Genomic DNA, 23,462 nt, shown 5'->3' on the forward strand with positions numbered 1-23,462 from the left:
AAGAAGGCGATCCATCGCGCATTGGCGATGAATCCATAAGTTTTGAGAATGATCTGTTCCGGTAGCTATCCGAAATTTAACGTCTCGCCTTGACGCGCGGGCCTCAGGCCGACGCGCTGATCGACGGTCTGAGGCTCGTAATGCCCGGTCGGGGCTGACTACCGGTATTGCCTCGGAAGAAGTGGCTATTGTGCGGATGGCGTCGGCACTGTCGTCAACCGATCGTTGCGGCCATCCGCGCTGCCGATCCAACTCGTCAGCCGACCAAAGCCCTCAAGCCGCAATCATCTCGTCCGACGGTCCGAAGAATTCATAGTGAACCCGTGAACTGGAAACGCCTTCTCGCGCCAAGGCCGGGACGAGCGAGCGCAGGAAGAGTTTCGGTCCGCAGAGGTAGAATTCGGCCGCGTCTATTGGCGTGTGCTTTCGAAGCCATTCCGCGGTGATGAAACCGTCGAAGTCGTGGGACAGACCGGCCGCATCGTTGCTCGTCGGTTCGCTGTAGAAGCTGCTGACCTTGATCTTGCCGTGAGCGCGCGCGAGCTTGCGCACGTGACGGTCCATGGCGTGCGTGGCGCTGTTCAATGCGCCATGGACGAAGTGCGCCTCAAGATCGGGGTGTTCCGCAGCAATGGTCTCCAGCATGCTGACCATCGGCGTCAGCCCGACACCACCTGACAGCAACACGACCGGTGCTGCCGGGATTTCCGGCAGATAGAAGTCACCCGCCGGCGGCGTGATGCTCAAGACCGTGCTGACCGCGGCCTCATCATGCAGGTAGAGTGATCCGCCTTGTCCCTGGGCTTCCCGTTTGACCGAGATCCGGTAGAAGCTGTCGTCCGGACCGCTCGATATCGAATAGTTACGCTTCATCTCCGCGCCGTTTGCCGACTTGAACCGGAGCGTCAGGTACTGACCCGGTCTGTGTCGCGCGACACGGCCGCCATCGACGGGCTTCAACACAAAAGACGTTACGACATCACTTTCCCGCACCTTCGAGGCAACGACAAAGTCTCTCCAGCCGTTCCAGCCGCCGGAGCGCCCACGCAGTTCTTCGCGTATCTCGGCTTCGCGCTCCTGCAGGATATCGGCCAGGAACCAATAGGCCTCGCCCCAGACATTGAGAAGTTGAGGGGTCGCCGCGTCACCAAGCACATCCTTGATGGCGGCAAGCAGCGCCTTTGCCACGAACGGATAGTGCTCCGGCAAAATGTGATAGCCGATGTGCTTGTGCGCAATGCGCTCGACCACGGGCGCGAGAACGCCGAGATTGTCAATGTTCTGCGCGTAGGCGAGGATCGCTCCCGCAAGGGCGTTGACCTGCGCGCCGCCTTCGCCCTGGTTGGAATGGTTGAACAGGGCGCGAATATGATCGTCCTGAAACAGGCGCGCGTACATGCTCCTGGTAATTTCGGCGCCATGTGCCGCAAGTGCCGGCGCGCTTGCTTTCACGATGCTAACGGTCTCGGGGAGAAGCGGTTTCGGCATGATCATTCCTTTCTGTTCAACGTGCACGCATTAAACATGCATCTGAGATACATCTATATCGCCTGCATTAAAGATGCTAATGAAATGCATGTTTTACGGCTGGGCTTTTTGACGCAGGCGAGCGATGCGGCTGACCAAGTACACAGACTATGCGATGCGGCTGATGATCTACCTGGCGTCACGACCGTCAGGCTTGAGCTCGATCCGGGAGATATCGGACGCCTTTTCTGTCTCCCAAAATCACATGATGAAGGTTGTGCAGGATCTCGCCAATGCCGGTTTCCTTGAGTCCGTACGCGGACGCAATGGCGGCATCCGGCTTGCCCAGCCGGCGAGCGAAATCAGCCTCGGCGTTCTGCTGCGCCATACGGAAGAGCTGACCGATCTGATCGATTGCGAGGGGTGTCTCATCGCGCCTGCCTGCACCTTGCCTATTGTGCTTTCGGAAGCAACCGCGGCGTTCGTTTCGGTCTTCGACAAATACACGCTTGCTGATCTCATCGGCAGGCGATCGGCACTGGTTGCGCTCCTGGGTTTCAAGGCGGAAGACCGCGCGGATGGCTCCGCCTTGTGAGCGGGCTTGATCATCGGTACGTAGCGCCAGCGCAGTCTACCGCGCTGCCGACCGCAATCGTATGGTGATCGCACGCGAAAGCGCGGCCGGCCCCCTTGACGTTCGACCCCACGCTGCTAATTAGAAAATCGCTCCCGCCGCCCAGACATCGGGCCGCGGGATGAACACTGGTGCCGGGCCCCTCTGGCGAGAGTTTTTACGGCGCTCTCGTGATGTCGGTACCGCCAGCAAATTAGCCGGCGGATTAGCTCTCATGACAACTGATCTCATGCCTCACGCATGTGCCCCTTCGGCCGTGCGCATTTCCGTTTTGAAACCACAATTTTTCACCGAATCCGGTGTTGTTCGGGCGAAGGGGGCACGTCGATGAACCAGCCTCTATCGCACACGAGCGCGCTCGGCTATTTCACCTGGGCCTTCATTGTCACGGCGGTCGGCCTTGTGCTCGGCGCCTGGCTTGGTTGGCAGTCGACCGGCACCATCGGTGGCATGGCCTCGGTCTTCTTCATCTGCACCGTGCTTGCGGTGCTCGAAATTTCGTTGTCATTCGACAACGCCATCGTCAATGCCAACAAGCTCAAGGACATGACGCCCGAGTGGCAGCATCGCTTCCTGACCTGGGGCATTCTCATCGCCGTCTTCGGCATGCGTATCGTCTTCCCGCTTCTGATCGTCGTCATCGCGGCGAAGATCGGTCCGATCGAGGCGATCGTTCTGGCGGCAAGCAAGCCCGAGGAATACGCGCGCATCATGAACGACGCGCATCTGCCGATCGCAGCCTTCGGCGGCACCTTCCTGATGATGGTCGGTCTCAGCTACTTCTTCGACCATGAGAAGGACGTGCATTGGATCAAGTGGGTCGAGACCAAGATGGCGCGCTTTGCGACCATCAAGGGCATCGAGATTGCATTTGTTCTCGCCCTGATCCTCGGCTTCTCCACGCTGCTCGATCCGGCAGATGTCCACACCTTCGTCTATTCGGCCATCTATGGCCTGTTGACGTTCCTGGTGGTCGAAGTGGTCGGCGGCCTGCTCGACGCCCAGCAGGAAACCTTGAGTGCTGCGGCCAAGGGCGGCTTCGGCGCCTTCCTCTATCTCGAGGTGCTCGACGCCAGCTTCTCGTTCGACGGCGTCATCGGCGCCTTCGCGCTGACGCAGAACCTCTTCATCATCGCGATTGGCCTGGGCATCGGCGCCATGTATGTGCGCTCGATGACGATCATGCTGGTGGAAAAGGGAACACTCAGCGAGTACCGCTACCTGGAGCACGGTGCGTTTTACGCGATCCTGATCCTCTCGGTCGTCATGTACTTCCAGACGCTCGTCCACATCCCGGAAGTGATCACCGGTCTCGGTGGCGCCGCCCTCATCGGCATCTCGCTCTGGTCGTCGATCCGCTACAACAAGCGTGAAAGGGAGCAGGAGCTCTCGGGCGCGCACGCCGAGTAAAGGCGTCGCCCTGAGGCGCAAGCCCAAGCATTTCGCGAAGCATCGACGGCCCGGCGGAGACGCCGGGCCGTTTTTTTGTTGGGCTGTCGTGGTCCTTGGATTGCCAAAAGGCCCAGGCCACCGGATAAACGCCGGATGCTCGCAGATGATTTGAGAAAGGTTCTCGAGGAGCTCTACAGGGCAGGTGCCTTTCGAGTGCCGGCCGAAGAGATCTATTGGCCCGAGGAGTTGCATGCGACGGTTTTCCGCGCACTCAACATGCAGTACATGACACGCAGAGAGACAGATGCCGGGCGCGTCGAATTCTCGCTGACGCGGGCCGGATATGACGCGATCGATGCCGAGGTCCCCTGGTCCTACATCCTGCGCCTTAGGCTGCGCGCGCTCTTTTCCTTCGGCCGTAGCGGCTAGGCCATGACCTGAAATGCACAACGGCCCGGCGGTCTTGAGGACCCCGAGCCGTATCATCCTTGGGAGGATAGAGCGCGCCTTCAAGGCGCGCTGGAATGTGTTAGCCGCGGCGCGTGTCCGGGAAGACTGCCGGGTCGATGCCCAGCGTCCGCAGGTCGCTTGCCTTCGGGCGGCGGTGACCTTCGACAGCGGCGGCGGCAGCGCTAGCAGCGCCGAGAACTGCGAAGGCACGGCCGATGAAACCCTTGTGGTAGGTTGTGGTAGCCATCGTCTTGCTCGCTTTCGTTTTCTGTTTGATGAGCAAAAGATGGGGTCGTGCAGGCGATATTGCAATGCACAATCGAACAGCCCAGCCATGCAAGGGAAGCAAGCCCTATCCGTGATGCCGGGGTGTTTGCGACGGGTACTTTCAGCAAAAGCGGAGGCGCCGCTTCCCACGCCATGTCCGGGAAATAAACAACGGCCCGGTGGTCAGTCGACCCCGAGCCGTTTCATCCTTGGGAGGATAAGGCGCACCTCACGGCGCGCTGGAATATGTTAGCCGCGGCGCGTGTCCGGGAAGATTGCCGGGTCGATGCCCAGCGTACGCAGGTCGCTTGCCTTCGGGCGGCGGTGACCTTCAACAGCGGCGGCGGCAGCGCTAGCAGCGCCGAGAACTGCGAAGGCACGGCCGATGAAACCCTTGTGATAAGTTGTGGTAGCCATCGTCTTGCTCGCTTTCGTTTTCTATTCGATGAGCAAAAGATGGGGGTTCGACGGCTATATTGCAATGCACAATTGGGCACCCCAGCCATGCAAAGGAAGCAGGCCCGGCAGGTCTTCAAACCGGCCGGGCCTGCGGATAGCCTTGAGAGGAGGCGCTATTAGTCTTCGTTGGCTGCCAACTGCGAGAGTACCTCGCCGCGGCCACGTGCCCGAAGGATCAAAGGCACGATCAGAGCGGCTGCCGCAATCACGAGCAGCACGGCGGCGATCGGCGAGGTGAACAGCACCGAGATGTCCCCCTGGCTGATGGCAAGAGCGCGACGGAGCTGTTGCTCGGCGAGCGGCCCAAGGATCAGGCCGACGACGACGGGGGCGATCGGATAGCCGAAGACGCGCATGGCGTAGCCAAGCAGACCGAAGGCGAGCAACATGCCGAGTTCGTAGACTGACGGGTTGGCGCCGATGGTGCCGAGCGTCGCGAAGAGCAGGATGCCAGCGTAGAGCCAAGGCTTCGGGATCGTCAGGAGCTTCACCCAAAGCCCGATCAGCGGCAGGTTCAGGACCAGCAGCATGAAGTTGGCGATGAGCAGACTGGCGATCAGGCCCCAGACGAGCTGCGGGTTGGTGGCGAACAACAGCGGGCCCGGCTGCAGGCCGTACTGCTGGAAGCCGGCGAGCATGATTGCGGCTGTTGCCGTCGTCGGCAGGCCGAGTGTGAGAAGCGGTACGAGCGTGCCGGCGGCCGACGCGTTGTTGGCGGCCTCCGGACCGGCAACGCCTTCGATTGCTCCGTGGCCGAACTCTTCCGGGTGCTTTGCCAGCTTCTTTTCCGCCGCATAGGAGAGGAACGTGCCAATCTCCGCACCGCCGGCCGGCATCGCGCCGATCGGGAAGCCGATTAACGTGCCGCGAAGCCAGGGCTTCCACGAGCGTGCCCAGTCGAGCTTGCTCATCCAGACCGAACCGCGCACGGCCTCGACCTTGTCGGGACCCTTTTCGCCCTGGGCGGCGATGAACAGCGTCTCGCCGATGGCGAACATGGCAACGGCAAGGGTGGTGACTTCGATGCCATCGAGCAGTTCGGGAACGCCGAAGGAGAGACGGGCCTGGCCGGTCAGCTGATCGATGCCGACAACGGAAAGCGCGAGGCCGACGAAGAGCGCCGTCAGGCCGCGAAGGGTGCTGTCGCCGAATGCCGAAGATACGGTGACGAAGGCAAGAACCATCAGCGCGAAGTATTCGCGCGGACCGAAGACCAGGGCCAGCTTGACGATATAGGGGGCGATGAAGGCGAGGCCCAGCGTCGCGATCAGGCCGGCGACGAACGAGCCGATGGCCGCGGTGGCTAGGGCAGGACCCCCGCGTCCGGCGCGCGCCATCTTGTTGCCTTCGAGTGCGGTGACGATCGAGGCGCTTTCGCCTGGCGTGTTGAGCAGGATGGAAGTGGTCGAACCGCCATACATGCCGCCATAATAGATGCCGGCGAACATGATCAGCGATCCGGCCGGATCGAGCTGGTAGGTGACAGGCAAGAGAAGTGCCACGGTCAGCGCCGGGCCGATGCCGGGAAGAACGCCGACAGCCGTGCCGAGCGTCACGCCGATGAGTGCGTAGAGCAGGTTCATCGGCTGGGCAGCAACCCACAATCCCTGAATCAGGAAGTCAAAAGTAGCCATGGTCGACGGCCCTCTTAGAAGAACAGGTGTTCAAGCGGCCCCGCGGGCAGCGACAACTGCAGAAGCTTGGCGAAAATCACCCACACGGCGAAACAGAGCGCAATGCCGACTGGCAGGGAGAACCAGAGCTTGCGCTTGCCAAAGCCACGCGCGGTGAGCGCAAACAAAATGCCGGTGGCGATCGAGAAGCCTGCGACCTTCAAGAGCAGCATCTGCGCTGCAAGGCCTGCCACGATCCAGATGACCGGCGCGATTTCCTGGCGCTCGCGCTCTGGAAAATCGTTGCGGAATGCAGCGAAGATGGTCCAGACGGCGAGGGCTGCGAGACAGCAGGCAATCGCATAGGGGACCGTCGTCGGTCCGACCTGGGAGTAGCCGGCAGCACCTGCAAGGCGCGACACGTCCCAGAAAATGAGGCCAGCGATAGCGGCGAGTACCGCCGCGATGAAGAGCGCCGCCCGATCCGGGCGACGCGTTGAAGTTGAAGGGTTATGCCCCTTGGTCATTTCACCAGTCCAATGTCCTTGAGAACACCTTCGGTGGCCGCAACATCCTTGTCGAGCTGGGTGTTGAAGGCGTCACCGGCGAGATAGCTGTCCTGCCAACCCTTGGTCTTCAGCACTTCCTGCCAGCCGGCCGACTTGGCAAGCTTTTCGATGTCAGCCGAAACGGCAGCCTTCTGCTCGTCGGACAGACCCGGAGCAGCCGCGACCATGCGCCAGTTTTCGACAACCACGTCGAGACCGGATTCCTTCAGCGTCGGAGCGTCGACGCCAGCGACGCGCTCCGGACCGGATACGGCGAGCAGGCGAAGCGTGCCGGCCTTGACCTGCGATTCGAATTCGCCGTAGCCCGAAATGCCGGCCGTCACCTGGCTGCCGAGGATCGCGGCAAGTGCTTCGCCGCCGCCCGAATAGGCGATGTAGTTGATCTTGGTCGGATCGACGCCGGCTGCCTTGGCGATCAGGCCAACGGCGATGTGGTCGGTACCGCCGGCCGAGCCGCCAGCCCAGGAAACGGCGCCCGGATCCTTCTTCAGGGCCGCGACGAGGTCAGCCATCGTCTTGATTTCGGACGAAGCCGGAACGACGATCGCTTCGTATTCGCCGGTGAGGCGCGCGATCGGGGTTACGTCCTTGAGCGTGACCGGGGACTTGTTGGTGAGGATCGCGCCGACCATGACGTAGCCGCCGACGATCAGGGCGTTTGCATTGCCCTTCTGCTGGCTTGCGAACTGGGCGAGGCCGATGGTGCCGCCGGCGCCAGGAACGTTCTGAACCTGAACGTTGCCGGAGATGCCTTCCTGCTGCAGGACGGTCTGAAGCGAGCGGGCCGTCTGGTCCCAGCCACCGCCCGGATTTGCCGGCGCGATGATGGTGTAGTCAGCGGCATAAGCCGGAAGCGACATGGCGCCGGCCAGAATCGTTGCGAGGAAAAAATGTTTCAAGGTCAGTCCTCCGTGAGGCGCGTTTTCGCCGCGCACTTTGTTGCTATGTGCGGACGGGAAGACGGCGACGGGATCTTTTATCCCTTATCGCTTGACCGGATTGGTGGCTTCCTCCCAGTACGCAACCGGCTGCCCGCCTCCACGGGGGCCAGTGACCCTAAGCGATCATAGAAAGCTGACATTTAGCTGACATCAAGTCCCGAATGCGAATTTCAAGGCATGCCATTTACGAAATCTTAGGTTCTTGCGCCTGGAGGAGGGAGATTGCTTCTGCTTTCGGCCGAGAGGAGACCACTTCGAATGGATTCGACCGCCTGCAAGCAGCCGAATCGTCCACGTCGCCTGTTTTCGCGCGATCTGTCGCCGACTGCACGACACCCGCTAGAAGCGGTGCCTTCGCGACAGCGAGTTGTGGTAGCTTCGCGCCGATCATTTCTGGGACCTTCCGAAAGGATGTGCGATGCGCAAGCAAGTTGCGGCAAAAGCAAGCGGGCGTAAGCCGCCCTCCTTGGACGACGGCGCCAAGCAGAGCGCGGGCGAGCCGACGTTGCTTTCGGGTGGCAATCCGCAGATCGAAATGGGCTACGGCGACGAGCCGGTGCGCGCCTATATCGCGGCAATGCCGGGCTGGAAAAGCGAGGTCGGACACCGCCTTGACACCATCATCGCGCGTGCAGTTCCCGGCGTGCAAAAGGCAGTGAAATGGAACTCTCCGCTTTACGGCATGGAAGGCGACGGCTGGTTTCTGGGCGTGCATTGTTTTGCGAAGTACATCAAGGTCGCGTTTTTCCGTGGCGCATCGCTCAGTCCTCTGCCGCCGGTCAGCTCCAAAAGCGGGGACGTGCGCTATTTCCATATCCACGAGCACGATAAAATTGACGAAGCCCAGTTCCTGGAGTGGGTGACACAAGCGAGCCGTTTGCCCGGCGAGCGCATGTGATGGATGCGGCCCGCGGTGCGGGCGATAGCGAAGAAAAGACTGGAGAAGGAAACAATGGCAAAAACGACGGCTGCGACCAAGGCGAACAGTTCAACTGAAGGCGGCGCTTCTCCGTCTGATCTGATCGACGCGAGAATAAGCGAGCTCGGCGACTGGCGCGGTCAGATGTTGGCACGTGTGAGGAGCCTCATCAAAAAGGCCGACCCCGATGTGACCGAGGAATGGAAGTGGAGAGGCGTTCCGGTATGGGAGCATGCCGGCATCATCTGTACTGGGGAGACCTACAAGGCTGTCGTGAAGTTGACCTTTGCCAAGGGCGCTTCGCTTTCCGATCCGGTGGGTCTCTTCAATTCAAGCCTCGACGGCAATACCCGAAGGGCAATTGACCTTCACGAAGGCGACGCGCTCGATGAGGAGGCGCTGACGGCGCTGATACGCTCTGCCGTGGATTTGAACCTTTCGGCCCAGGCGGCGCGTGGCGGGCGGTCGAGGACGAAGGCTTAGGGGATCCCCGGCTATTTGTCAGTGGTGTCGCAGCACTTCGTTCCACTTGGCGATGAGCCGCGACCGCTTCACCTGATCGAGATAGACCATCAGGCCGGGGCTGACGGGAACCGGGCGGAGCTGGCCGCCGAGCATTTCCTGCATCGTGTTGGCGGTGTTTTCGCCGGCGACCTCGGGGCTGACCGCCGGTATCTGCAATTCGCGCGCCATGATCGTCTGCCCCTCCTTCGACATGAAGAACTCGAGATAGCGACGGCCGAGATCCGGCGATGCGGAAGCCTGCGGCACGAGACCGATACGCGACATCACCACGGTGTAGTCCTTGGGCAGCACGATGCCGACATCCGGGTGCCGGGCGGCCCAGTCGGCTGCATAGGAGCCAAGGATGTTGTAGCCGAGCACGAAGCGCCCATCTGCCACACGCTCGAGGATCGCTTCGCTGGTGGAATAAAGCTTGACGCCGGCAGCCCCCATGGCCTGGATCACATCCCAGATATCGCCGAACTGCTCCTGGTCGCGCGACATGAACAGGAAGCCGACGCCGGACCGTTCGATGTCGTAGGTCCCGATGCGTCCAAAGACGTTGGCGCCCTGGCGCTTGAGGTAGTCGACGAACTCAGCCCGGGTGGAAGGCGGCTTTTCCGTCGTGAAACTCGGTTTGTGATAGACGAAGACCGCCGGTTCGAAGGTCAGTGCGTAAGCGGTGTTGCGCCAGTTGGCCCAGGCGGGCCAGCGGTCGCTCATCGGCAGGTCGCTGCGCTGGGCGTAACCGTCGTTGCTGAGCTTGACTTGCAGGTCCATGGCGGACGAGAAGGCGAAATCCGCCGTCTTCATCCCAGCGTCGGTCTCCTTGATGATGCGGTCGTAGATTTCGCCGGTCAGCATGTCCTCGTAGCGCACGGCGACATCCGGATTGGCCCTCTGGAAACCGACGATCATCGGTTTTGCAAGCGGCTCGTCCAAGGACGAATAGACGATCAGAGTGCGGGCGTCGGCCTTGCCGGAAAGGGCCGGAAAGATGATCGGCGCCGCATAGAGCAGCTGGGGAGAAAGGGCGAAAAAAAGAAAAGAAATCAAGAACCGCATGAATCCACAATGCCTCAGGAGCGCACCGTTCACAAGCAAGGCATCGGCGGATAAGGTGGCGCAGGGAGTGACGATAATTGCGTATCTTGCTTGTTGAAGACAACCAGGACCTTTCCGAAGGTCTGTCAGCGATCTTGCGCGGCAGCGGCTATGCCGTCGATGTCGTCAGCGACGGTGCGTCAGCGCATGCAGTCGCCGCCACCGAAACCTTCGATCTGGTCATTCTCGATCTCAATCTGCCAGAAATGGACGGGCTTGACGTGCTCCGAGCCATGCGCGCACGGCAGAACCGTGCGGCGGTGCTGATCCTGACCGCGAGAGGCGCGCCGGAGGAAAAGATCAAGGGGCTCGATCTCGGCGCTGACGACTACATGATCAAACCTTTCGACGTCGGCGAGCTCGAAGCGCGCGTGCGCGTCCTGTTGCGCCGGCAGGCGGGTCTCAGGGCATCGTCCGTAAGCTACGGCAACGTCTCGCTGGATCTCAATACCCGCAGCTTCTCGTCGGGCGGTGCTCCGATCGAGATCCCGGCGCGTGAACTCGGGCTGCTGGAGCTCCTGTTCATGCGGGCGGGCAAGGTGGTCGCAAAGGATGCGATCATGCAATCGCTGACCGGCTTTGACGACGATTTGAGCCCCAACGCGATTGAGCAATATGTCAGCCGGCTGCGCAAGCGCCTGGCGCCGCACGGGCTGACAGTGCGCACGGCGCGCGGCATCGGCTATTATCTCGACAAATCGGCCGGACCGGAATGAGGTCGGCGGTCTATTCCCTTCGCCGCCGCCTGCTCGGCTGGTTGCTGATCTCGACCGCCGTCATCGGTGTCATTGCGCTCACGGACACCTACCATGAGGCCGTGAAGACTGCCAACGTCGTCTCGGACCGCGTTCTCGCCGGCTCGGCACTTGCGATCGCCGAGCGGGTCGTGGTGGCCGAAGACGGCTCGCTTGAAGTCGATATTCCCTATGTCGCACTGGAAATGCTGACCTCGGCGGCACAGGACCGGGTTTTCTATCGCGTGGACGGACCGCCGGGCCAGTTCATCACCGGCTACCAGACGCTGCCGTCGTTGGCGGAAGAGCCTGGAGCATCGACCACTTTTGCGGATTCGGTCTTCCGTGGCGAGCCGATCCGCATTGCAGCGCTTCGCCGCTCAGCATCGACGGGCATCAATTCCGTTCCCTTCGTCGTCACCGTTGCCGAAACGACGATCGCGCGCCGACAACTGGCGCAAACCATTCTCGTGCGGTCCGCATTGCGCCTCGGAATGATGATTGCCGGTGCAGCTGTGATCGTCTGGATCGCGGTGACGTTTTCCTTGCGTCCTCTCTATCGGTTGGGGGATGCGATTTCCGAGCGCAATCCCGACGACCTTCACCCGATCGGCGAACGGGTGCCGAACGAGGTGCAAGGACTGGTCGATACGGTCAATTCCTTCATGGGTCGTCTGGAATCGGCGTTGGGGGCGCTGCGCAATTTCACAGGCAACGCCAGCCACCAACTGCGGACGCCACTTGCAATCGTCCGCACGCAACTTGCCCTGGCTCAGCGCGCCGGATCGATCGAGGAAACCCGGGGCGCGGTGAAGAAAGCCGACGAGGCGGTCGCTGATGCTGAGCGCATCCTCGGGCAATTGCTGCTGATGGCGAAAATCGATGCCGCCGGCAAGGACGAGGCGCGGATGCTGGAGCGCGTCGATCTCATAGAACTCGTGCGGGAGATCACCGGAGAGCACGTTCCTGCGGCAAGCGATGCAGACATCGACCTTGGTTTTGATGGCGAAGGCGAAGCCTTTATTCGCGCCGAACCCTTGCTCGTCGGAGAAATGCTCAAGAACCTGATCGGCAACGCTTTGCTTTACGCCGGGCGCGGCGCCGAGGTCACGACGCGTGTCCTTGCAAGGGAGGGGGCGGTATCGCTGGAGGTCGAGGACAATGGGCCTGGTATTCGCCCGGAACTGCGCAAGACCGTGCTTCGGCGTTTCGAGCGTGGCGGCAGCGAAGCGCCGGGCTCGGGGCTCGGCCTGCCGATCGTTGAGGAGATCGCCGAGCTTTACGGAGCAACGACCAAACTAAGCGAAGGCGCCGATGGCCGCGGCCTCAAGGTGAGCATCCGCTTCCCACAGGCGTGAATGAAGGACGGTATCCCAATTCACGCGCCACAAAGTCGAGCCCGGATGAGGCAGTAGCCACCAGCAGGCAATCCTACGATGCGCCCCGATGCCCAAGTATTTGTAGAAATTCGCGTTTAGCGGCCGCGATGGCCGAAGAGAGAAGCTGCTTCGCGGGTCTGTACCCGCAGCATCGCGTTCCAAAGCTGAAGAACGAAACGCGGCTGAAACTGGCTCGCGAGCTTGCGCTGCGACAACATGATAAGTCTCCGATAGTTTTGAACGCCTGCCATATAGTGCATCGCCGCGAATATAGCCAGAGCGCGGGCGCAGGGGCAGCCCTGCGTGTCAAGCATATGTGGAAAGAGCAATTTGACTGTGCGCCAGAAAAACAAAATGCCGGGATGATTTTCATCATCCCGGCCAGTTGGCTTCACTGGGAGGAGAGTTATTCTTTTGAGGATCAAGCCTTCTTGCGGTTTTTCTGTCGATAGACGTCGATAACGACGGCGGCGACGATGATCAGGCCCTTGACGATTTCCTGGTAGTAGGCGTCGACCCGAAGGAAGGTGAAGCCTGAGGTCATGACACCGAGGATGATCGTGCCGATGACCGTGCCGGTGATCCGCCCGACGCCGCCGGTCAACGAGGTGCCGCCGATAACGGTCGCTGCAATCGCGTCCAGTTCGTACATCACGCCCATGCCGGCCTGTGCGGTCTGAGCGCGGGCAGCCGTGACGACGCCGGCGAGGCCCGCCAGCATACCGGCGATGGCATAGACCTTGATCAGATGCGCTTCGACGTTGATGCCGGAGACGCGGGCGGCCTGGACGTTGGCACCGATCGCATAGGTGAACTTGCCGTAGCGGGTGTAGCGCAGCGCGATGTGGAAGATGATCGCGACGACGAGGAAAACGATGACGGGCCAGATGCCGGTGCCAATGAAATTGAACTGCTCGGTGAGGCCCGAGACCGGCTGTCCCTTGGTGTACCACTTGGAGATGCCGCGGGCCGACACCATCATGCCGAGCGTGGCGATGAAGGGCGGGATCTTGGTGCGGGCGATCAGCTGGCCGTTGATGAAGCCTGCGAGCAGGCCGATGCCGATGCCAAGGCCGATCGGGACGATCGCCGGCATGTCGGTCAAGGACGGATAGAGCGCGCGGGGCCAGGTGGACGCCTGGGCGACGCTTGCCGAGATCATCGCGGTCATGCCGACGACCGAACCCGACGAGAGGTCGATGCCGCCTGTTATGATGACCTGGGTGACGCCGACGGCGATGATGCCGATCACCGAAACCTGCAGGATCATGATCGTCAGGCGCTGAGGGTTCATCAGGAAGCTTTGGCCGACGAAGATCCAACCGAGAACTTCGTAAACCAGCGCAATACCGATCAGCACCAGGAAAATGTTGAACTCTGGGGGCAGGCGTCGTTTTGCGCCGGAAAGCGGTGTGCTCGTGCCCTGTGCGGCGACATTGGTATCCATTTTTCGTTCCTCCCTTTTTAGGGTCGTTGTCCGCTCAGCTCGCAGCGAGCTCCATGACCTTGATCTGGGTGGCTTCCGCTCTGTCGAGGAAGCCGGTGACGCGGCCTTCATGCATGACCATGATCCGATCGCTCATGCCGAGCACTTCGGGCATTTCCGAAGAAATCATGATGACCGCGACGCCGTTGCGCGCGAGTTCGGTGACGAGGCGGTGGATTTCCGCCTTGGCGCCGACATCGATGCCGCGTGTCGGTTCGTCGAGGATCAGGATGCGCGGATTGGTGAGAAGCCAGCGGCCGATCAGCACCTTCTGCTGGTTGCCACCGGACAGATTCTCGATGCGCTCCTGCAGGTTCGGCGTCTTGACGCGCAGCTTACGGCTCATCTCTTCGCAGGCAGCCGAGATCTGTTTCTCTGTGACGAAGCCGCCCTTGACGAAACGATCCTGAAGTACGGCGATCTGCATGTTCTCAAGGATGTCGAGGATCAGGAGACAGCCGGTGTCCTTGCGGTCTTCCGTCAAGAACGCCATGCGGTTCTTGATGGCTGTGTTCGGACTGTTGACAGAAAGGGCCTTGCCGTCGATCGAAATCGTGCCGGAGCTTGCAGGCGTTACGCCAAAGAGCGTTTCAGCGACGTTCGAGCGGCCTGAGCCGACAAGACCGGCAATACCGAGGATTTCGCCGGCCCGCACATCGAAAGAGACGTCGCGGAAGACGCCGTCAAGCGCCAGGTTCTTGACCGAAAGAACGACATCGCCGATCGGAACCTCTTCTTTCGGGAACATCTGGGTGATCTCACGACCGACCATCATGCGGATGATGTCATCACGGGTGACGTCGCTCGAGGCATGCGTGCCGATGAACTTGCCGTCACGGAAGACCGAGAATTCGTCGGCGATCTCAAACAGCTCGTTCATCTTGTGGGTGATGTAGACGATGCCGATGCCCTGTTCGCGCAGGTCGCGGATAATCTCGAACAGATGGGCGACCTCACGCTCCGTCAGCGCCGAGGTCGGCTCGTCCATGATGAGCACGTCGGATTCGTAGGAAACAGCCTTGGCGATTTCGACCATCTGGCGGTTGGCGACGGAGAGATGGCGAACCTCGATCTCCGGGTCGATCTTGATTTTCAGGCGATCAAACAGGCGGGCGGTGATGCGGTTCATCTCGCCGTGATCGACGAAGCCGAAGCGGTTCTTCGGTTCGCGGCGAATCCAGATGTTTTCGGCTACCGTCATGAACGGCATCAGGTTCAATTCCTGATGGATCATGGCGATGCCGTTTTCGAGCGCATCGAGCGGCGACTTCAGCCGGATCTCGACGCCCTTCAGCTTCACGTCGCCCTTGTCTGGCGTATAGATGCCGGCGAGGATTTTCATCAGCGTCGACTTGCCGGCGCCGTTTTCGCCCATCAGCGCATGCACTGTGCCGCGCTTCAGCTTGAACTCGACGTCGTCGAGCGCGACGACACCTGGGAATTCCTTGCGGATGCCTTCCGCAGAAAGAAGATATTCGGCCTTGGGTACGGCGCCGCTGGCGCGCACGGCTGCCATCGTTGTCGGACTGAGCGTCATGTTCCTTGCCTCCCCCGTCGTTTCCGGCTGTCGCGGAAAGTCCTCATCGCTGGCGGGTGACCAGCCTATTTTACCGCAAGCGGCATCCTTTGGACGCAGGCATTTGCGGCCGGACCTGCATTTGTTCGAGAGCGCGGGACGTCCCGCGCTCTCGACTGAGACGATCAGTTCTTAGCCTGATATTTGTCGAGGTTGTCCTTGGTCACGAGCTCGAAGGGGATGTAGACCTTCTTGTCGACCGGTTCGCCCTTGGCGAGCTTGAGCGCTGCATCGACGGAGCCCTTGCCCTGGCCGGCGGCATTCTGGAACACGGTTACGTCGAGATCGCCCGCGGCCATTGCGGCCAGCGCATCCTGCGTCGCGTCGATGCCGCCGATAACGACCGAGTCCATCGAGCGGCCGGCCGCCTTGAGAGCCTGGATCGCGCCGATGGCCATTTCGTCGTTGTTCGAAATGACAGCGTCGAATTCAACGCCGGCCGACAGCCAGTTCGTCAAAAGGTCCGAACCTTGCGTGCGGGACCAGTTGGCCGTCTGCTCTTCGACGATCTCGATGCCCTTGCAGGCTTCGGTTCCGAGCACGTCGTGGATATCCTTGGTGCGCATGCGTGCGGCCTGGTTGGACAGTTCGCCCATCATGACGACGGCCTTGCCCTTACCGCCCAGCATCTTGCAGATTTCCTGCGTCTGCAGCGTGCCGGATTCCTGTTCGTTCGAGGCGACGAAGGCCTGCTTTTCCGGCAGCGTGTCGACGTTAACAGGCTCGCGGTTGACGTAGACGAGCGGAATGCCGGCGTCGGCCGCGATCTTCGACATGGCAGCCGTCGCATCGGTATCAACCGGGTTGACGATGATTGCAGTGACGCCTGCAGCGATGAAGTTCTGGATCTGGCTCTGCTGCTTGGAAACGTCGTTTTGCGCGTCTTCGATCTGCAGTTCGACACCGTCGAGCGTCTTGGCGTAGTCGGACATGCCGTTGCGCAAGACGGTCAGGAAGTTGTCGTCGAAAAGGGCCATGGATACGCCGATCGTTTCGGCGTGCGCTGCCGTCGACATCATCACGGCGAGCGCCGTGCCCAGCACGAATTTCTTCATTGTCTTTCTCCTCCACATTGGTGCCCGGCGACACCTTCTCCTGCCGGAAGCGCAATCCTTGCCGGGTTGCGCTCGTTCACCTCAAAGGCGGCACTCCCGCTGCGCCTTCGATTTAAAACGGAATAAACGAACCAGTAATTTCTAAGTACGGAATATGTATTCCATTTTATGCGTGCGCCGTCAAGTGCCGTTACGGCGCACGTCTTCGCTTTCCGGGCGATGCCCGGCAGCCGTCAGATATGCGACTGGATGTAGTCCATGCTCTGTCGCACGGCTGCAGCCGGATCGGCAAAATCATGCACTTCAGCGGCGAAAGGTTCAAAGGAAAGGGGGCCGTTATAGCCGTTGTGGCGCAGGACACTGATCTGGCCGACATTGTCGAGAAGATCGCCCGCATCGACGAGGACGCGGTGTGAGTCGCGCAGATCCGGCACTGAAACGCGCTCATCGGTGACGCCCGAAATATGGACGAGGCCGGTCATCTCAGGAAACGTTGCGGGCTCGCCGGCGAGATGGTGGTGGAACGTATCGTGCACGAGGCGGAAGGTCTTTTCGCCGCCGACCGCGACGATTGCCTCAACGGCCTCGCTCTTAGAGCGAAGCGAGCAGATCTCGAAGCCCAACGGTTCGACAAGCCCGATGACTCCAGCCTCTTCGAGCATCGGCTTGAGCGCGGAAAGGGCCTCACGAAGGTTTGCCTGCCGCACTCCATCCGCCTGGCCGGAGCCATCGTTGACGGGAACGAGAACCAGAGCCTTGGCGCCGCAGTCACGGGCATAGGCGATAAGGTCCTCAGCTTCTGCCTTTCGTGCCGCGTTCCATTCGTTGAAGCGCTGCAGGGCGTTGATCGAGATGATTGTGATGCCATGGCGCTCGGCGAGCGCGGCCACATCCTTGGCCGGGGTCCCATCGAGGATTGCATTTCCGGAAAGGTCGTTGCGGATCTCGACGGAGGATATGCCGAGGGATCGTGCAAGCGCGAAAAAGGCGGGAAGCGGAAGGGCAGGCGTTGTCATGTGGTTGAGAGCGAAGGGCAGTGCGGTCACGGGAACATCTCCTCCAGTGGGATTGGCTTCTTGTTCAAAATAGAACGTTCGTTCCATTTATAGAGACTTGAGCAAATCGCCAACGGGTGGACGGCCGCCAAAGCGTGCAACGCTCAAACGGCTTGCATTTCTGCAAGATGTTCGCGTGTGGATGAAATAAATCTCGCAGAGAGCTAGATGTTTTCGGGTGTGAAAAGATCAAAAGGCAGGAAGGTTTGTCCTGGCGCGCCGGTGGGCCCCTTGCTGATCGCCTGGATCATCAGATTGATCGTTTCCCGTGCAAGCACGGCCGTCGGCGTGGCGATGGCCAGCGTAACGATGTTATCCGAGAGGGCGGCGCGCGATTCCGGTGTCAGTTCGTTGACGACACCGATCAGTTTTCCCGCGAGCTTCTCCTCGCGGATCGCCGAGATCGCGCCTTCCATGCCGCCGCCGCAGACGTAAAAGCCGATCAGGTCCGGATGACGTTGCAGAAGGTTCAACGTCGCCTCGTGGGTAATCTCGGCCGTGTCGAGATTGACCATGGTATCGAGCACCTCGAAATCCGGTGCATGTTCGCGGAAGTAGGAGCGGAAGCCGATCTCACGCAATTCGTGACCGAGGAAACGGTGGCTGCCAACAAAGGCTGCGACTTTGCCAGGGCGTTTCGCCGCCTTTGCGATCATCCAGGCGGCTGTGCGTCCAACCCTGTGATTGTTAAGGCCGATGTAACCTTCGCGCACGCCGGCTCCAAAATCGGACAGCAAGGAGAAGACGGGGATGCCGCGCGCCTTGAGGTCCTCGATCGCCGTTGTCACTGCGGGGAAGTCGGGCGCGACGAGCGCGATCGCCTGATTGCGGGCCGCGGCCGCCTGCAGCTTTTCGGTGATGGCGCCAGGTGTCGAGCTGGCAACAAAGTCGATCTGGGCTGAGACCCGCGCATGCGAGAGCGACGCGGCGGCGCTCTCGATCTCCCGCGCAACGGCCTGATAGAAGGATTGCTCCGGCTTCTGTAGGACGAAGCCGAGCCTGTATTGCGGCAGGTCCTCGAACACACGCTGCCGGATGAGGCCAACGGCGTGATAGCCGATCGCCTTGGCGGCTTCATAGACGCGTCGCGCCGTTTCCTCGCGCACGGGGTGGCGGCCATTCAGCACGCGATCGACCGTCGCGACGCTGACGCCGGCGGCCTGGGCGAGATCAGCGATGGTCGGTCGGTTGCTCATGGCGCCTCCTGATAGCTTTTCATCAGAGTATAAATGCAAGATATGACATCATTTGAGAGATTATATCATTGCTGCATTGAGCCCTTGCAAAAGTCAACCTATCGTCATTGCACGACACGAAATGCTGCCGGTCACACCGGATTGCAGGGAGGGATGCAGATGACGACGATGCCGACCAAGCGGGACTACAGTCTGCTCGGCCGAGATGCGCAGGCAGCCGTTGCCAACGGGCTGTCGGCCGCCGAGTGGTATCACACCGACATTCCGCGCAAGCAGATGAAAGAGCTGATGAAGCGCGAGGACGGGCCGGCGATCCGTGACACTGCGATCTGGCTCGGCTGTCTCGTGCTTTTCGGCGGGCTCGGCATCTACTTCTGGGGCACCTGGTGGGCGGTTCCCTTCTTCCTTGCCTATGGTGTTCTCTACGGCTCGGCCTCCGACAGTCGCTGGCACGAATGCGGTCACGGGACGGCGTTCAAGACGATGTGGATGAACGATGCGGTCTATCAGATCGCCTGCTTCATGATCATGCGCAATCCCGTCACCTGGCGCTGGAGCCACACCCGCCACCATACCGACACGGTCATCGTCGGCCGCGACCCGGAAATTGCCGTCATGCGGCCACCGGATCTTCTGCGTCTGGTTCTGAATTTCTTCGGCATCCTCGACGTCTGGCACGCGATCGTCGACATGGTGCGCAACACGTTCGGCATCATCAGCGCCGAGGAAGCGACCTTCATCCCTGAGATGGAGCAGCCGAAAGCAATCCTCGTCGCACGCATCTGGTTTGCAATCTATGCCGCAACGATTGCAGCCTGCTTCTACCTGGGCTCTATCCTGCCGCTGATGCTGATCGGCCTGCCGCGGCTTTATGGCGCCTGGCATCACGTGCTGACCGGCCTGCTTCAGCACGGCGGATTGGCGGACAACGTCACCGACCATCGGCTGAACAGCCGCACCGTCTACATGAACCCGGTGAGCCGCTTCGTCTACTGGAACATGAATTTTCATGTGGAGCACCACATGTTCCCAATGGTGCCCTACCACGCGCTGCCGAAGCTGCACGCCATGATCAAGCACGACCTACCGGCGCCGAGCCCGTCGATGCTGCACGGTTATCGCGAGATGATCCCGGCCTTCCTGCGGCAGTTGCGCAACGAGGACTACTTCCTGAAGCGCGATTTGCCGGCGACGGCCAAGCCTTATCGGGAAGAGTTTCACAGCGACGCGATCGTGCACGCTGCCGAATAGACAAAGACCTGGAGCAAACGGGAGGAAATCATGAGCGGAAATTGGATCGAAGTCTGCGCGGCTGACGATATCGACGAGGAAGACGTCATCCGCTTCGACCACGAAGGGCGCACTTTCGCGGTCTATCGCAGCCCCGACGACGCATATTTCGCGACCGACGGGCTCTGCACCCACGAGCACATCCATCTCGCCGACGGGCTGGTCATGGACGACATCATCGAATGTCCGAAGCACAACGGTCGCTTCAATTACAAGACAGGCCAGGCCAAGGGCGCACCGGTCTGTGTCAACCTGAAGACCTATCCGGTGAAAGTCGAGGCGGGAAGCGTGTTCATCTCGCTCAGCTGACGACGTCATCATCGTGTTTTGGCCCGCCGAGCGGGCAGGGAGGTTGAGATGGGGAGCATCGTCATTGTCGGCGCCGGCGAATGCGGCGCAAGAGCCGCCTTTGCGCTCAGGGAAAAAGGTTACGACGGCAAGATCACCTTGATCGGCGCGGAACCTCATCTTCCCTATGAGCGTCCGCCGCTCTCGAAAGACGGCCTCAAACACGAGATGCCACCGAAATATGTCGCCGATGCCGAGCGCTACAGGACGGCCGGGATCGAGGTGCTGATCGATTCTCCCGTGATGGCGATCGATCGCGACGCCAAGCTCTTAGAACTCCTCGATGGCGGCCGCATCGCTTACGACCGACTGCTGCTGACGACCGGTGCGCGGGCGCGAACGATCCCTGGAGCCGACGACGCGTCGCGGCGCATCCGCACACTCAGAACGCATGCCGATGCCGAGGAAATTCGACGCGAACTTTTGCCGGGCCGGACGCTTGCGATTATCGGCGGCGGCTTCATTGGTCTGGAGCTTGCGGCTACGGCACGCGGCCTCGGCGCAGGTGTGGTCCTGCTCGAGGGCCTTCCCCGCATTCTGTCGCGCGGCGTGCCGGAGGATATTGCGGCCGTCGTGGCCGAGAGGCACCGCGCTGAGGGGGTCGAGATCCGTTGCGGCACCAAGATCGAGCGAATCGATGCGGACGACCGCGCCGCCCGCATTCTGCTCGCCGGCGGCGAGGCAATCGATGCCGATCTCGTGGTGGTCGGCATCGGTGCGGTCCCGAACACCGGGCTTGCCGAATCTGCCGGTCTTTCGATTGAAAATGGGATTGCCGTCGACGCCACGCTCAGGACGAGCGACCCTGATATTTACGCCGCCGGGGATTGCTGCTCCTTCCCGCTTAGTCACTATGACGGCCGCCGGGTACGGCTTGAGGCGTGGCGAAACGCGCAGGATCAAGGAGTGCTTGTTGCGGGTAATTTGCTCGGCGCCAGCGAGGCAATAGCGAGTGTGCCGTGGTTCTGGTCCGACCAGTATGATCTGACATTGCAGATTGCAGGTCTCTCCGACGGCGCTGCGACGACCGTACGGCGCGATCTCGTCGAGGGGGCCTTCATTTTGTTCCACCTCGACGACACCGGCCGTCTGCTTTCGGCTTCCGGGATTGGTTCCGGCAACGCTGTTGCACGCGACATACGCCTCGCCGAGATGTTGATCGCGGCCGGAAAGCGGCCGGATCCGCAGGCGCTCGGCTCAGCTGAAACCAAACTCAAGACTTTGCTGGCCGCTTGAAGGCGCGCCGCACCTCACATCTTGCTTCGTTCCATGACCTCGGAGGTCTCCCATGAAAAGCCGCCGCCCGACCGTTGCTGACCTGTTGTCGATCAAAGGCAAACGCCAGCTCACCATGCTGCGCGTCGAAACGCTCGAGGAAGCCGAGGCGGCGGAGGCCGCCGGCATCGATCTCGTTTCCGTGCCGCCGGCTCTTCTGAGCCCGGAATTTCGCGAGGTGGCGCCAACCTGTTTCGCCTTTCCCGGTCTTGAATACGGCGATTACGTGACTGCGGAGGAATACATGCGCGCCGCCTTCAAGGCGCTGAAATCAGGCGGCGATGCGGTCTATTGCGCTGCCGGATTGTCCACGGTCCGGCGCATGCGCGAGGAGGGCATTCCCGTCTGCGGACATGTCGGCCTCATTCCCTCGAAGGCGACCTGGACCGGAGGCTTCAGGGCCGTCGGCAAGACGGCCCAAAGCGCGCTTGAAATCTGGCGACAGGTGAAGGCGCTCGAGGAAGCCGGCGCCTTTGCTGCCGAAATCGAGGTCGTGCCCGGCGACGTTGCCGGCGCGATCAGCGCCCGCACGTCGATGTTGATGCTGTCAATGGGGGCGGGCACCGGCTGTGATGCGCAATACCTCTTCGCTTCCGATGTGCTCGGCAGCAATCGCGGCCACGTGCCGCGCCACGCCAAGACCTATCGGAATTTTGCCGCCGAACAGGACCGTCTCCAGCGCGAACGGGTCGCGGCGTTTTCAGAATTTGCCGAGGACGTGCGATCTGGGGCCTATCCGGAAGAAGGGCATCTCGTCGGCATCGATAAGGCGGAACTTCGCGCTTTTCTGACAGAACTGGAGCGCGCTTGAGGATCGAATGACTTGCGCGAGGGAGGGCGGTTGATATAGTCCACGCGGCAATTCAGCTTCTCATTCCGTGACGGATTATGATTTGAGCGCCCTCGTTCAGGACAGTCTCACCTTTTTCGGTCTGCTTGCCGCGATCTATGCCGCGACCGTATTGCTGTATTTCATCCTGGGTTACGGCATCACCTGGCTCAACGACCGCAACCCTGAGCGTCGCATCCAGAAGGGAAGGCGCGGCGAGAAGCGCAAGGCAATCGAGATCCGCCAGAGCATGGCGTCGATCCTCGTTACCTGCACGTCGGTCGCGATCGGCCTTTTTGTCCAGTACAAGGGCTGGACCTTGTTCTCGCCTTGGGACTTCAGCTGGTGGACGGCCGTGCCGCTGTTCGTCTTCTGCATGGTGCTCTTTGACGCGTGGTTCTATTTCGCGCATCGCCTGCTGCACACCAAGCTTTTCTACAAATACCACGTACTCCACCACCGCAGCGTCGCGCCGACGGCCTGGAGCAACGATTCGATCGGCCTCGTCGATACGGCGATGTGCCAGGGCTACTACGCCGTCATCACCTTCCTCGTGCCGTTCCCGCCGATCATTCTCCTGGCGCACCGTTTGTTCGACCAGATCAATGGCACCTTCGGCCACGCCGGCTTCGAGTATTTTGCCTCACGCACCGCACGCTACCCTTCGCCGATGCTCTGCACGACCTATCACGACCAGCACCACGCCGAATTCAAGTACAACTACGCGAACTATTTCTCCTTCTGGGACCGGGTGATGGGGACCGTCGCGCCGAATTACGATCGGCGGGTAGAAGCGTTTGAGGGCGAGGCGCCGGCGCTGAACCTGCGAAAGGTGGCCGGTGTCAACGGCGTGGCCGAGAGCCCAACGGTCGACTGAGGCGGCGAGCTTGTTTTCGACCAAGCGTTTCCAAGGGCACTTG

The 23,462-nt window shown here is 61.0% G+C and carries 25 protein-coding genes; 12 read left to right on the forward strand and 13 right to left on the reverse strand.

Translation table 11 applies throughout. The annotated features are described in order from the left end of the window. Positions 1 to 273: 273 nt before the first annotated feature. On the reverse strand, positions 274 to 1,488 hold the full coding sequence (gene hmpA / locus VGO04_RS28165) for an NO-inducible flavohemoprotein (protein ID WP_327499271.1): 1,215 nt from the start codon (positions 1,486 to 1,488) through the stop codon (positions 274 to 276). Between the two features lie 124 nt (positions 1,489 to 1,612). Here hmpA and VGO04_RS28170 point away from each other — a divergent pair, with 124 nt between their 5' ends. From VGO04_RS28170 to VGO04_RS28180, 3 genes are all read left to right on the forward strand, one after another. Then, positions 1,613 to 2,062: an Rrf2 family transcriptional regulator gene (locus tag VGO04_RS28170; protein ID WP_327499272.1), complete on the forward strand. Its 450-nt coding sequence runs from the start codon at positions 1,613 to 1,615 to the stop codon at positions 2,060 to 2,062. Between the two features lie 366 nt (positions 2,063 to 2,428). Continuing rightward, the gene (locus VGO04_RS28175) at positions 2,429 to 3,511 is read left to right on the forward strand and encodes a DUF475 domain-containing protein (RefSeq protein WP_327499273.1); all 1,083 of its coding nucleotides are present in this window, start codon (positions 2,429 to 2,431) and stop codon (positions 3,509 to 3,511) included. Positions 3,512 to 3,646: 135 nt separating this feature from the next. Then, on the forward strand, positions 3,647 to 3,922 hold the full coding sequence (locus VGO04_RS28180) for a hypothetical protein (protein ID WP_327499274.1): 276 nt from the start codon (positions 3,647 to 3,649) through the stop codon (positions 3,920 to 3,922). 100 nt (positions 3,923 to 4,022) lie between these two features. On the opposite strand, the gene VGO04_RS28185 is transcribed toward VGO04_RS28180, so the two are convergent. The 5 genes from VGO04_RS28185 to VGO04_RS28205 form a co-directional block, all read right to left on the reverse strand. Next, positions 4,023 to 4,190, reverse strand: coding sequence for a hypothetical protein (locus tag VGO04_RS28185; RefSeq protein ID WP_327499275.1), 168 nt, complete (start codon positions 4,188 to 4,190; stop codon positions 4,023 to 4,025). Positions 4,191 to 4,459: 269 nt separating this feature from the next. Next, positions 4,460 to 4,627 carry a hypothetical protein gene (locus VGO04_RS28190; protein ID WP_327499276.1) on the reverse strand — a complete coding sequence of 56 codons (168 nt, stop codon included), beginning with the start codon at positions 4,625 to 4,627 and terminating at the stop codon, positions 4,460 to 4,462. A gap of 158 nt (positions 4,628 to 4,785) precedes the next feature. After that, positions 4,786 to 6,303, reverse strand: coding sequence for a tripartite tricarboxylate transporter permease (locus VGO04_RS28195; protein WP_327499277.1), 1,518 nt, complete (start codon positions 6,301 to 6,303; stop codon positions 4,786 to 4,788). A gap of 14 nt (positions 6,304 to 6,317) precedes the next feature. Next, a complete protein-coding gene (locus tag VGO04_RS28200) occupies positions 6,318 to 6,809 on the reverse strand; it encodes a tripartite tricarboxylate transporter TctB family protein (RefSeq protein WP_327499278.1) in 492 nt (163 codons plus the stop codon). Next, complete coding sequence (locus VGO04_RS28205) at positions 6,806 to 7,750, reverse strand: tripartite tricarboxylate transporter substrate binding protein (protein ID WP_327499279.1); 945 nt, start codon at positions 7,748 to 7,750, stop codon at positions 6,806 to 6,808. Before VGO04_RS28205 ends, VGO04_RS28200 begins: the two co-directional genes overlap by 4 nt. Positions 7,751 to 8,210: 460 nt before the next feature. On the opposite strand from VGO04_RS28205, the gene VGO04_RS28210 reads away from it, so the two are divergent. Then, a complete protein-coding gene (locus tag VGO04_RS28210) occupies positions 8,211 to 8,690 on the forward strand; it encodes a DUF1801 domain-containing protein (protein ID WP_327499280.1) in 480 nt (159 codons plus the stop codon). 54 nt (positions 8,691 to 8,744) lie between these two features. Then, positions 8,745 to 9,194 carry a DUF1801 domain-containing protein gene (locus tag VGO04_RS28215; protein ID WP_327499281.1) on the forward strand — a complete coding sequence of 150 codons (450 nt, stop codon included), beginning with the start codon at positions 8,745 to 8,747 and terminating at the stop codon, positions 9,192 to 9,194. A gap of 18 nt (positions 9,195 to 9,212) precedes the next feature. On the opposite strand, the gene VGO04_RS28220 is transcribed toward VGO04_RS28215, so the two are convergent. Then, on the reverse strand, positions 9,213 to 10,280 hold the full coding sequence (locus VGO04_RS28220) for an ABC transporter substrate-binding protein (protein ID WP_327499282.1): 1,068 nt from the start codon (positions 10,278 to 10,280) through the stop codon (positions 9,213 to 9,215). 77 nt (positions 10,281 to 10,357) lie between these two features. On the opposite strand from VGO04_RS28220, the gene VGO04_RS28225 reads away from it, so the two are divergent. Next, positions 10,358 to 11,035 (forward strand): response regulator transcription factor, encoded by a 678-nt coding sequence (locus tag VGO04_RS28225; protein WP_327499283.1) that lies wholly within the window; start codon positions 10,358 to 10,360, stop codon positions 11,033 to 11,035. Next, positions 11,032 to 12,411, forward strand: coding sequence for a sensor histidine kinase (locus VGO04_RS28230; protein ID WP_327499284.1), 1,380 nt, complete (start codon positions 11,032 to 11,034; stop codon positions 12,409 to 12,411). Before VGO04_RS28225 ends, VGO04_RS28230 begins: the two co-directional genes overlap by 4 nt. A 116-nt stretch (positions 12,412 to 12,527) precedes the next feature. Here the strand turns inward: VGO04_RS28230 and VGO04_RS28235 are convergent, their stop codons facing one another. The 6 genes from VGO04_RS28235 to VGO04_RS28260 form a co-directional block, all read right to left on the reverse strand. Beyond that, positions 12,528 to 12,650 carry a hypothetical protein gene (locus tag VGO04_RS28235; protein WP_327499285.1) on the reverse strand — a complete coding sequence of 41 codons (123 nt, stop codon included), beginning with the start codon at positions 12,648 to 12,650 and terminating at the stop codon, positions 12,528 to 12,530. Positions 12,651 to 12,853: 203 nt separating this feature from the next. Then, the gene (locus VGO04_RS28240; RefSeq protein ID WP_327499286.1) at positions 12,854 to 13,879 is read right to left on the reverse strand and encodes an ABC transporter permease; all 1,026 of its coding nucleotides are present in this window, start codon (positions 13,877 to 13,879) and stop codon (positions 12,854 to 12,856) included. A 34-nt stretch (positions 13,880 to 13,913) separates the two neighbouring features. Next, the gene (locus tag VGO04_RS28245) at positions 13,914 to 15,455 is read right to left on the reverse strand and encodes a sugar ABC transporter ATP-binding protein (RefSeq protein WP_327499287.1); all 1,542 of its coding nucleotides are present in this window, start codon (positions 15,453 to 15,455) and stop codon (positions 13,914 to 13,916) included. Between the two features lie 164 nt (positions 15,456 to 15,619). Then, a complete protein-coding gene (locus VGO04_RS28250) occupies positions 15,620 to 16,549 on the reverse strand; it encodes a sugar ABC transporter substrate-binding protein (RefSeq protein WP_327499288.1) in 930 nt (309 codons plus the stop codon). Positions 16,550 to 16,782: 233 nt separating this feature from the next. Then, positions 16,783 to 17,595 carry a TIM barrel protein gene (locus VGO04_RS28255; RefSeq protein WP_327499289.1) on the reverse strand — a complete coding sequence of 271 codons (813 nt, stop codon included), beginning with the start codon at positions 17,593 to 17,595 and terminating at the stop codon, positions 16,783 to 16,785. Positions 17,596 to 17,768: 173 nt separating this feature from the next. Continuing rightward, positions 17,769 to 18,800, reverse strand: a complete 1,032-nt coding sequence (locus VGO04_RS28260; RefSeq protein WP_327499290.1) for a LacI family DNA-binding transcriptional regulator — start codon at positions 18,798 to 18,800, stop codon at positions 17,769 to 17,771. 159 nt (positions 18,801 to 18,959) lie between these two features. Here VGO04_RS28260 and VGO04_RS28265 point away from each other — a divergent pair, with 159 nt between their 5' ends. From VGO04_RS28265 to VGO04_RS28285, 5 genes are all read left to right on the forward strand, one after another. Continuing rightward, positions 18,960 to 20,051, forward strand: a complete 1,092-nt coding sequence (locus tag VGO04_RS28265; protein WP_327499291.1) for a fatty acid desaturase family protein — start codon at positions 18,960 to 18,962, stop codon at positions 20,049 to 20,051. 30 nt (positions 20,052 to 20,081) lie between these two features. Continuing rightward, a complete protein-coding gene (locus VGO04_RS28270) occupies positions 20,082 to 20,399 on the forward strand; it encodes a MocE family 2Fe-2S type ferredoxin (RefSeq protein WP_327499292.1) in 318 nt (105 codons plus the stop codon). A 48-nt stretch (positions 20,400 to 20,447) separates the two neighbouring features. Then, on the forward strand, positions 20,448 to 21,674 hold the full coding sequence (locus VGO04_RS28275) for an NAD(P)/FAD-dependent oxidoreductase (protein WP_327499293.1): 1,227 nt from the start codon (positions 20,448 to 20,450) through the stop codon (positions 21,672 to 21,674). Between the two features lie 52 nt (positions 21,675 to 21,726). Next, positions 21,727 to 22,524, forward strand: a complete 798-nt coding sequence (locus VGO04_RS28280; protein WP_327499294.1) for a 3-methyl-2-oxobutanoate hydroxymethyltransferase — start codon at positions 21,727 to 21,729, stop codon at positions 22,522 to 22,524. Between the two features lie 82 nt (positions 22,525 to 22,606). Continuing rightward, complete coding sequence (locus VGO04_RS28285) at positions 22,607 to 23,419, forward strand: sterol desaturase family protein (RefSeq protein WP_327499295.1); 813 nt, start codon at positions 22,607 to 22,609, stop codon at positions 23,417 to 23,419. Positions 23,420 to 23,462: the final 43 nt, after the last annotated feature.

Source organism: Ensifer sp. (assembly GCF_035999185.1).
In the GTDB taxonomy this organism is placed as follows: Bacteria; Pseudomonadota; Alphaproteobacteria; order Rhizobiales; family Rhizobiaceae; genus Ensifer.

Excerpts from the sequence above, each read along its gene's own strand:
- VGO04_RS28185 (WP_327499275.1), bottom strand. The coding sequence starts at position 4,190 with ATGGCTACCACAACCTACCACAAGGGTTTCATCGGCCGTGCCTTCGCA.
- VGO04_RS28190 (WP_327499276.1), bottom strand. The coding sequence starts at position 4,627 with ATGGCTACCACAACTTATCACAAGGGTTTCATCGGCCGTGCCTTCGCA.
- VGO04_RS28180 (WP_327499274.1), top strand. The coding sequence starts at position 3,647 with ATGCTCGCAGATGATTTGAGAAAGGTTCTCGAGGAGCTCTACAGGGCA.
- VGO04_RS28275 (WP_327499293.1), top strand. The coding sequence starts at position 20,448 with ATGGGGAGCATCGTCATTGTCGGCGCCGGCGAATGCGGCGCAAGAGCC.
- VGO04_RS28210 (WP_327499280.1), top strand. The coding sequence starts at position 8,211 with ATGCGCAAGCAAGTTGCGGCAAAAGCAAGCGGGCGTAAGCCGCCCTCC.
- VGO04_RS28235 (WP_327499285.1), bottom strand. The coding sequence starts at position 12,650 with ATGTTGTCGCAGCGCAAGCTCGCGAGCCAGTTTCAGCCGCGTTTCGTT.
- VGO04_RS28270 (WP_327499292.1), top strand. The coding sequence starts at position 20,082 with ATGAGCGGAAATTGGATCGAAGTCTGCGCGGCTGACGATATCGACGAG.
- VGO04_RS28195 (WP_327499277.1), bottom strand. The coding sequence starts at position 6,303 with ATGGCTACTTTTGACTTCCTGATTCAGGGATTGTGGGTTGCTGCCCAG.
- VGO04_RS28200 (WP_327499278.1), bottom strand. The coding sequence starts at position 6,809 with ATGACCAAGGGGCATAACCCTTCAACTTCAACGCGTCGCCCGGATCGG.
- VGO04_RS28240 (WP_327499286.1), bottom strand. The coding sequence starts at position 13,879 with ATGGATACCAATGTCGCCGCACAGGGCACGAGCACACCGCTTTCCGGC.
- VGO04_RS28245 (WP_327499287.1), bottom strand. The coding sequence starts at position 15,455 with ATGACGCTCAGTCCGACAACGATGGCAGCCGTGCGCGCCAGCGGCGCC.
- VGO04_RS28250 (WP_327499288.1), bottom strand. The coding sequence starts at position 16,549 with ATGAAGAAATTCGTGCTGGGCACGGCGCTCGCCGTGATGATGTCGACG.
- VGO04_RS28170 (WP_327499272.1), top strand. The coding sequence starts at position 1,613 with ATGCGGCTGACCAAGTACACAGACTATGCGATGCGGCTGATGATCTAC.
- VGO04_RS28265 (WP_327499291.1), top strand. The coding sequence starts at position 18,960 with ATGACGACGATGCCGACCAAGCGGGACTACAGTCTGCTCGGCCGAGAT.
- VGO04_RS28220 (WP_327499282.1), bottom strand. The coding sequence starts at position 10,280 with ATGCGGTTCTTGATTTCTTTTCTTTTTTTCGCCCTTTCTCCCCAGCTG.
- VGO04_RS28230 (WP_327499284.1), top strand. The coding sequence starts at position 11,032 with ATGAGGTCGGCGGTCTATTCCCTTCGCCGCCGCCTGCTCGGCTGGTTG.
- VGO04_RS28260 (WP_327499290.1), bottom strand. The coding sequence starts at position 18,800 with ATGAGCAACCGACCGACCATCGCTGATCTCGCCCAGGCCGCCGGCGTC.
- VGO04_RS28175 (WP_327499273.1), top strand. The coding sequence starts at position 2,429 with ATGAACCAGCCTCTATCGCACACGAGCGCGCTCGGCTATTTCACCTGG.
- hmpA (WP_327499271.1), bottom strand. The coding sequence starts at position 1,488 with ATGCCGAAACCGCTTCTCCCCGAGACCGTTAGCATCGTGAAAGCAAGC.
- VGO04_RS28280 (WP_327499294.1), top strand. The coding sequence starts at position 21,727 with ATGAAAAGCCGCCGCCCGACCGTTGCTGACCTGTTGTCGATCAAAGGC.
- VGO04_RS28215 (WP_327499281.1), top strand. The coding sequence starts at position 8,745 with ATGGCAAAAACGACGGCTGCGACCAAGGCGAACAGTTCAACTGAAGGC.